Here is an 8,390-nt window from a genome sequence, read left to right on the forward strand (position 1 = left end):
AATGACAAAAAATATTCAATAACTCATTAGCTGTAGAGGGAAAAATGAGAAAAAGAGTCCTATTCATATAAGACTCTTTTTCTATATCAAACTAATAAAAGTGTATACACATACCCATCATTCATGAATTATTCTTTCCATTTACTAAAAAACATAACTTCATACACTTAATATCATATTCGTTAAATTGCAAACTATTATTTTATCTTCTGTACAGGCAAACTACTAAAAATTAATTCAGCAACTTTTACATATCCTTTTGAGTTTGGATGAATTAAATCCTTAGACCAAAGCGTATTGTCATTAACTAAATGATGATTCCAAAAATCAACATGATGAAGCTTATACTCTCTGCTCAGTGAATATATAACTTCATTTGCCTCTAATAATTGTTCTTTTATTACTTGTTTTTTTTCAGAAGCAAAAGGAAGCCTAACTGTAAAATCTGGAAGGTTTGCTATAATAATATCAGCCCCTGCTTTACTTAATGTATTTATCATAAATTCCATATCGTTCTTATATGCATCATGATTCCAACGTCCTTTTAAAACATCGTTTGCCCCTGCAATGAGACTAACCAAATCTGGATTAAAAGTTAACGCCTTTTCCAATTGCTGCGAGCGAATTTCTTTAGTTACTAACCCACGCTTTGCAAAATTGGCATATTCTATATCGTTTTCACACAGTTGAACAAAATGATCTACCCAGCTTTTTAATGCAATTCCCTCAACTTCATCCCCTATCCCCTCTGTAAAACTATCGCCAATTGCTACAAATCGCTTCCACATATGTATTCCCCCTTTATTTTTAACCATATCTATACTATACAATAGCTCACACCGTAATTGTTATTTCTAAGTGGTTTTCGATTTCAATTATATTCCACTTTACTATATTTACATTTAGAATCCAAAATTGACCGATTCCTAAGTATACTTAGGAATCGGTCATATTCATATATTTACTATAGAAATACAATCTATCTAGTAATTATACTTTTTTCAAAAAATTTGTTGTTCTTTGTTTTGCCCAGTTGATACATTTCTTTTCGATTAAATGATATGAAACTATAGAAAAAAGTAGTGTCATTGTAATGCACAAAGTAAGAAGGACAAAGATAGGTATCTTTGTATACAAAAGTTTAAATAATAACATCATGATTGGAAAATGACACAAATAGATACTATATGAAATTTCTCCTAAATATACAAATACACTCTTATTTAAAAATGCTTTTACTTTTAGGTTACTCATAGCCATTATAATAAATATACTAACCCCCATTACGACACCCCAATCTTTTAATAAGAAAGTTGTATCATTACGGGAAAAACCATAAATTAAAATGGAATATAAATAAAGAATAACCCCTAATGTAATAAGAAATCCTTTTTTAAATTTTTTCATATTCCTATATGAGTAGCTAAGTTTTTCCTGATACTTAAAAAGTAACATTCCAACCATAAACATAGATGTAAAATGCAGTGTATCAGCATAACCATTATAAAATCCTTCAGCTTTCCCAATATGCAACAGATTAAGAACAACACTAATTAATGAAAAGCTCAAAGCAAATAGTATCGTTTTCTTCCAATTCAGTTTATAAAAAAGAAGGAATAACAAAGGAAACACAATAGATATACGCATTTCTTGAGCCAATGACCAAATAACTGGATTATAATTTTCCGTAAAAAAGTTATTAAGAAGCACAAAGTGGTTTAGAATATCTAATTTTGTTATAGACCCTTGCCACCTATCATAGAACCAATCCCGTAATCCTACCACTTCATACGACGAAAATAAAATAAATAAAACAAAGGTAACGATTATCCAAAAATAATAAGGAATATAGATTCTTACAAATCTCTTAATTAAATATCCCCAATAATTTGTTTTTGAATGATAAAGTGCCATAGATAACACAAAACCACTTAGTACATAAAAAACGATAACAGCTTCCCCACCCGCCCATAAAAACCTAAGCGGGGAAAATTTAATAGAATTAGGCAACGATGGTAGAATTAAACAAAAATGTCCAAATACCACAGTAAGTGCCGCTAACCCTCGTATGGAATCTAATTCTTTTATTCTCTTACTCATAAAATGTTCTCCTTGTAAATTGTAAATTTTGCTGTTCATAAAGGCCACTATAAGAATGTAGTGGGTGGATTGTACATATTGTTTCTTTAAATTCCTAATATAAGCAGTACAAAGTTAATTTGACCTCCATTTCTTTATATACATAATTTAAAACAAAATATTTAATACAAAGAAAAGATTTTATTAAATTTTTATAAAGTGAAACTTTAATCAGCCCTCGCCAATCGGGCGTTTACGGGCAGCAGGGCCCCCACCTAACTTCCTTGCTTCCGCTGAATTTTGAGATGGGGGTCTTACTGCCCGGCAAATAGCGGGATACAATCTAATTACAGAAATACGTACCAGATATTAATTTTTTATTGTCAATTGATGGAATAGTGGGTGTTTTTTCATCATGTAACTTTATTAAACTAACCTTGCACCCGAACCCTTTAAATCGAAAAATTCATAATAAACGCCATCCTTTCTGTATATTTCTACAAAAAGAATAGCGTTTTAGGGATATTTGGATATAAATTTATTTTAGCTTGATAGAAATACAAAATGTTCCGAAGAACCAAATTTCAAAAGTAATACACTCTTTCATTCCAAACTATGCACATAAGAACCTATAAGACTTTGAAACCTTTTGTTTCAGACTAATATTTAGTTGTATCCTATAAAATTAGCTTTTTACTATATCAATCGCACTATCCCACATACCACTAAAAAAAGATCCTGTTTTACGTATAAAACGTGTAAACCAATTTGCTTGTTCCACATCAGATTTTGTTACAAGATCTATTTGTAACGATTTACCTGATAAGAACCCAGGATCTGTATTATCTTTAGGCGAGATAATCATTTCACTAATTGTTACACCTTTTTTCATAGGCGCTTCTTGTTTTTTATTCAATACTTTAAATTCTTTTTTATAAATGTCTTTATTGCCCTTCGGTATTGGAAGTGAAACAGCTTGCTTCGTTTGAACTACTACATCTTTGTCTTTTGCATTTGCTACTCGCACTGTTTCATGCTCTTTTACTACTGAATCTTTTCTGTAGACATTCTTCACTTCAAAATTCGCAAATCCATAATCGTATAATTTCTTTGTTTCATCAAAACGTGCCGTATGAGATTTTGCTTTTATCACTACAGAAATTAGGCGCATACCATTTCTTTCTACTGTACCAGTGAAACAATCTCCCGCTTCTGGAGTCGTTCCTGTTTTCAAACCATCTACACCTTCATATTGCTTAATTAAACCTTTTAACATCCAGTTAAAGTTCGCCATATCAATTGGATATTTACCACCCTCTTGGAATGTTTTTTTAGGAATTTTTGCTGTATTTAATATTTGGGGGAAATCTTGAATAAGACGTTGCGCTAAAATTGCACAATCCCTTGCAGACATTTTATTTTTCTCGTCTAGAGTTGTCCCTTCTGGATGATATCCTTTTAAATCGTGATTTGTTAAGCCTGTAGAGTTTACAAATTTATAATCTTTCATTCCAAACTCTTTCGACTTATCGTTCATCATTTTTACAAAGTTGACTTCTTTACCAGCAATCTCTTCAACTAAAGCAATTGTTGCACCGTTTGCAGAGTAAATTGCCATTGCCTCATATAACTCTTTTACTGTATAAGAGCCACCATTTTCTAATGGAACGTTTGATAATGAACGATCTTGCGAAATCTTATGTGCATATTCAGAGATTTTAACTTTTTGATCCCATTTAAGTTTTCCTTTATCCACCGCTTCATGAACTAAGTATTCGCTCATCATTTTTGTCATACTAGCAATTGCCAATGATTCATCTGCATTTTTTTCATATAAAATTTTCCCGGAATTTGCTTCTATTAAAATTGCTGATCCTGCTTCAACCTCTATAGCAGAAACTGTTTCCGCCGCTGCTCTTCCAAATGTAACGAACATGCTACAAAATAGTGTAAGCACTGTTACTATTGCAATAAATCTCTTGCAAAGCATACCTTTCACTTCTGTTACCTCCAATATCTTTGTACTCAAAAAAGCGTTATTCTAACATAATCTCAAAAAAACAGACAGTGTTCTCAAATTGTATATACATATAAGACATTAGAATCGCTTTCATATAGACCATCTCATCCGACACTTTTAGATGCCCTGATACTTTGTATTCCCACACATATCCCTATTTTTAATCCCCTTATATTTTTCAAAATGATTCGCACTTTCATATTTTTTAGGATTACAATTAATAGACAATCTAGATACTACATTTGTTCCATATTTACAAAAAATAAAGTGAAACTTTAATCAGTTGGGGTCTTACTGCCCGTTAATGCTTTATTAGCTATCAAGGATTTTAATTACTCAATTCAGCTATTTGCTAGACTTATATTAGAGATGAATTTTCTTTAGTCTAAACTATTAGTTTTTTGTAATAAAAAAACTACACCCTATACTGGATGTAGTTTTTCTAACTGATTTATTTATTTTTCACTTCATTTTTATAAAAAGCAAATAATGGTTCGATGGATGGACTAGATAACAGCGGAATTGCCTTCTCAATCAATTTCCTATCCCAATCAAACCAACGCATTTCCATTAACATGTTTATTTCTGTATCAGTGAATCGTTTCTTTATTTCCTTAGCAGGATTTCCACCAACTATTGTATACGGCGGAACATCTTTACTTACGACAGATCCTGCAGCAACAATTGCCCCTTCACCAATAGTAACGCCAGGCATTATTATAGCATTCATTCCAATCCAAGCATCACTTTTTATGACTGTATCACCCTTAGGTTCATATGATTGTTCAATTTGCTCAGCGAATGGATATACTGTAATCCATTCTGAGTGATGATTATGGTTACCACCCATTAAAATGACTACTCCACTTGCAATGCAAACATAATTCCCAATAATGAGTTTATCAAGATGCCATCCCATCTGTTCAATTGGATTGAAAAGTGCTTGAGACTTAGCATCCCCCCACAAATACCTTACACAGCCATCTTCAAAATTTTGATGACTATAATAGCCTGAATAATAGGAGTACTCTCCCACTTCAATGAGTGGATTTGTTACTATATCTTTTATATACTTTGTTTCTGACCAATGATTAAATAATGGATACTTCATAACTTTATTCCTCGCTTCTAAGTATTATATATTTTGCTATTTACTTAGAAGCTTACTACGACAGCTACATTTTTTAGCTTTCTCAAACGACGAATCATTATCTTCAAGCCTTTCTTTTATACTAAAAAAAGCATAACGCAATACATTACACTAGTCAAATTGTGTAATTTTGAACACATCTTAAACAGCTTAATACTGCAATAAGAACATGAAAACACTCTAACTTTGATCCAAATAATATATTGATTACATTTAGTTTATATTTTGTAAAAAAATTTTAATTGCCATGACAAAGCAAACAATAACCACTATTGGTCGTATTAATGCCGTCCCTTTTGTAAGCACCATCTTCGCCCCAATGTATGATCCTATAATTTGACCAAGCATCATAATCAATCCAATTGTCCAATCGATTTGGCCAAAAATAATAAAATACAACAAAGCAGCGAAATTACTTGTAAAATTCAAAATCTTAGCATTTGCAGTTGCCCGTGTAGCACTATATCCACATAAGAGAATGAACGCTAAAGCAATCAAGCTACCTGTTCCAGGGCCGAAGAAACCATCATAAAATCCAAGTAACGGAGCCACTGTTAACGCAAACAACAACATACTTATTTTTCTCGGTCGATCTTCATTTGCTATATTTGGAGATAATAGAAAATAAAGACCAATAATAATAAGTAAAAAAGGTAATATCATGATTAGATATTCTGCCCGTATCTGTAAAACAAGCCATCCACCGAAAACGGATCCCAAAAAGGTCATTAAGATGGACAAACGCATATCTTTGAGATTAATTTCTTTCTTCTTAATAAAAATCATTGTTGCCATGAGGGTTCCGCTACTCCCTTGTAGTTTATTAGTTGCTATCGCTACAGAAGGAGACATACCTACTAATAACATTATCGGGATAGTTATCATACCACCGCCCCCAGCAATTGTATCTATCCATCCTGCTAATACAGCTACTAAAAATAGTAGTATAAGTAATTCAATAGTAAAATCCATACAAAGAATAGGGGCAGGCTTGAGCTATTATAACTCAAACCTCCCCATCGCCCCTCCTCTCTTTAAACTAGTTAATGATATCTGTAAAGTAACTTTCTTTCTGATCACGTAATCGGCTGGAAACGTACTGCCTGCAAACAATTCTTCTTCCGTACTTATTATCTCCAATCGGGATTTTATATTCTTCCTCAGATAACCTTTCCCTACCATGAGTTACATTTGTTTGTTTACCATAGTATGAATTTGGGATAATTAATAAATCTTCAGATGTAAGTGGAACCTTATAAGTAGGCGTTGTTCGTAAGAGTTCTAAAAACATGTCAAATTTCAATTTTTCTTCTTCACTTTCTCCCACATAAATCAATCTATTTTCTGCTCCATTCAAACAAGTTGCAACAATATCGCCATTATCATCCAAAAATATGATTTGGTTTATTTCCCCTACAAATCCAGATATTTCACCATCCGCCATTCCTGCGATATGAGCAATAGGCATTTTACTTATCGCAAATATATCATCTTTACTGAAGTGATTTTCTTCAAGATGCTTTTGAAGTAATTTTGGCGTTCCAATATGAGTTTGAGTTTTTAAATTTAACACTCCTTTTAATAAAAGAGCATCAACTCTAGTAAATTTTCCACAAGTAATTTCAGACACTATTCGTTCCACGGATTTATTAAGTCTATTTGATACAATTTCTAAATTCGTATTGAATGTTTTCAATCTTGCTTCAATATCTGATTGGTCTTTCATATCTGTATACACTGTGGCATCGTTATGTTGATAAAAGTTCCCGCCACCGGTGCTTGCACCAACATTTCGCAAAACTTCATCGTTGTTTAAAGGTGAAATAAGATGAAATCTATTTTTCCCTGCATGTTCGGATGGGTGAATTAAAGCATCATAATTAAAAAGTGTGGCAAAAAGCCATGTGACCCATTCTGCATAAAAATATTTTTTCATTCTATCGTGTTCGTCTTCACCATAATTAAAACCTTTGCGATTTTCCCCAGGTAATAGGGTTTCCATAGGATCACATGGAATATTTTTAATAAGAGTAGGTGGTACGTTCCCACCACAATTCGCTACTTTTATCATATGTAGTAGTTTTTTCATGTCTGAATTCGAAGTTTTCTTTGAATAATCAATCAAACAATTAAGCCACTCTCTTGAAAAGCTTGCAGCTATTTCTTGTTCACAAGTATAAGGATTATGAGTTTTTAATTCATGGTCTATTAGATTCTTCATTTTATCCTTCAATACATTAGGAATGCTAATTTCTTCGATTTCTGTAATCTGCAGTGTTCCTTTATTCATTATAAAACCTCCGTTGTTTTATTTTTTCACACCATATCTTCTATTAAATGAACTACCTACTTCTTTTTTGCTCCTTTGCTTTTCTTCAAAGCTATTAGAACTACCAATTTACAGATAAAAAACGTGGAGTATAAGAGATTTCTTCTTAGTCACATTTCCCCCACGAATCTCCGTTAAATTGGCAAATTTAATTTGAAAATCTGATTCATTTTCATACTTTACTTTCAAACTATGTTTATATGATTTTCAATTCAAGTAAGAGTATTTCATTTTCTAAAGTTTTCCTGGGTTTAAAATCAGAATTTTCAATATAAATATGTTAACACTAAAAATATAACACGAAACCAAAAAATGTAAATCAATAGTTTTTTTATAAAAAATAGTCAGACTATTTATAAGGTAATTCGTATTTCATTGAACCAACTACGGCCTCTCAATTTTATTGATAACAATAAAAAGGTCCCCTAAATGGTGATAGAGGACCTTTTTCCAAGTATATTCTATTTTAAATTTCTTACTTACCTTTTATTTTAAAAGATATTGCTGTAACTTCTTTATTAACAGTTCCATCCCGTTTGGACTTACAATAATCTTCCCATTCGCTAACGAAATATTGCTGTCTGAAATATCCCCTGTAAGTGCACAAGCTCTTGGTGATTGATATTTTCGTAAAATAATCTGGTCCTCTTCTATAAACATTTCAAGAGAATCTTTTTCTACAATTCCTAAACTCCGTCTTATTTCCATTGGAATAACAATACGCCCCATGCTATCTGCTCTACGAGTACTCCCTCTTGTTTTCATAAAATGCCACCCTTTATTTTTATCTAATATTACGGTACTTATTTTAG

7 protein-coding genes are annotated in these 8,390 nt (G+C 32.0%); all 7 read right to left on the minus strand.

Features of this window, described 5'->3' with window-relative positions:
- Positions 1-197: 197 nt before the first annotated feature.
- The 7 genes from MR170_RS16965 to MR170_RS16995 all read right to left on the minus strand — a co-directional run bounded on the left by MR170_RS16965 (position 198) and on the right by MR170_RS16995 (position 8,343).
- Positions 198-788 carry an SGNH/GDSL hydrolase family protein gene (locus tag MR170_RS16965; protein ID WP_098640625.1) on the minus strand — a complete coding sequence of 197 codons (591 nt, stop codon included), beginning with the start codon at positions 786-788 and terminating at the stop codon, positions 198-200.
- Positions 789-990: 202 nt separating this feature from the next.
- A complete protein-coding gene (locus MR170_RS16970; RefSeq protein ID WP_242308732.1) occupies positions 991-2,139 on the minus strand; it encodes an acyltransferase family protein in 1,149 nt (382 codons plus the stop codon).
- Positions 2,140-2,764: 625 nt separating this feature from the next.
- On the minus strand, positions 2,765-4,078 hold the full coding sequence (locus tag MR170_RS16975) for a D-alanyl-D-alanine carboxypeptidase family protein (RefSeq protein WP_346749466.1): 1,314 nt from the start codon (positions 4,076-4,078) through the stop codon (positions 2,765-2,767).
- Positions 4,079-4,550: 472 nt separating this feature from the next.
- A complete protein-coding gene (locus tag MR170_RS16980) occupies positions 4,551-5,210 on the minus strand; it encodes a CatB-related O-acetyltransferase (protein WP_000876934.1) in 660 nt (219 codons plus the stop codon).
- Between the two features lie 252 nt (positions 5,211-5,462).
- Complete coding sequence (locus MR170_RS16985) at positions 5,463-6,221, minus strand: TSUP family transporter (RefSeq protein ID WP_029442323.1); 759 nt, start codon at positions 6,219-6,221, stop codon at positions 5,463-5,465.
- A gap of 67 nt (positions 6,222-6,288) precedes the next feature.
- Positions 6,289-7,539, minus strand: coding sequence for a hypothetical protein (locus tag MR170_RS16990; RefSeq protein WP_242308733.1), 1,251 nt, complete (start codon positions 7,537-7,539; stop codon positions 6,289-6,291).
- Positions 7,540-8,064: 525 nt separating this feature from the next.
- Positions 8,065-8,343 carry an AbrB/MazE/SpoVT family DNA-binding domain-containing protein gene (locus MR170_RS16995; RefSeq protein WP_016081613.1) on the minus strand — a complete coding sequence of 93 codons (279 nt, stop codon included), beginning with the start codon at positions 8,341-8,343 and terminating at the stop codon, positions 8,065-8,067.
- Positions 8,344-8,390: the final 47 nt, after the last annotated feature.

The sequence above is a fragment of the Bacillus cereus group sp. BfR-BA-01524 genome, assembly GCF_022662595.1.
In the GTDB taxonomy this organism is placed as follows: Bacteria; Bacillota; Bacilli; order Bacillales; family Bacillaceae_G; genus Bacillus_A; species Bacillus_A thuringiensis_S.

What these genes read in the sequence shown, in the direction of transcription:
- MR170_RS16970 (WP_242308732.1), bottom strand. Translation starts at nt 2,139, where the DNA reads ATGAACAGCAAAATTTACAATTTACAAGGAGAACATTTTATGAGTAAG.
- MR170_RS16995 (WP_016081613.1), bottom strand. Translation starts at nt 8,343, where the DNA reads ATGAAAACAAGAGGGAGTACTCGTAGAGCAGATAGCATGGGGCGTATT.
- MR170_RS16990 (WP_242308733.1), bottom strand. Translation starts at nt 7,539, where the DNA reads ATGAATAAAGGAACACTGCAGATTACAGAAATCGAAGAAATTAGCATT.
- MR170_RS16965 (WP_098640625.1), bottom strand. Translation starts at nt 788, where the DNA reads ATGTGGAAGCGATTTGTAGCAATTGGCGATAGTTTTACAGAGGGGATA.
- MR170_RS16985 (WP_029442323.1), bottom strand. Translation starts at nt 6,221, where the DNA reads ATGGATTTTACTATTGAATTACTTATACTACTATTTTTAGTAGCTGTA.
- MR170_RS16980 (WP_000876934.1), bottom strand. Translation starts at nt 5,210, where the DNA reads ATGAAGTATCCATTATTTAATCATTGGTCAGAAACAAAGTATATAAAA.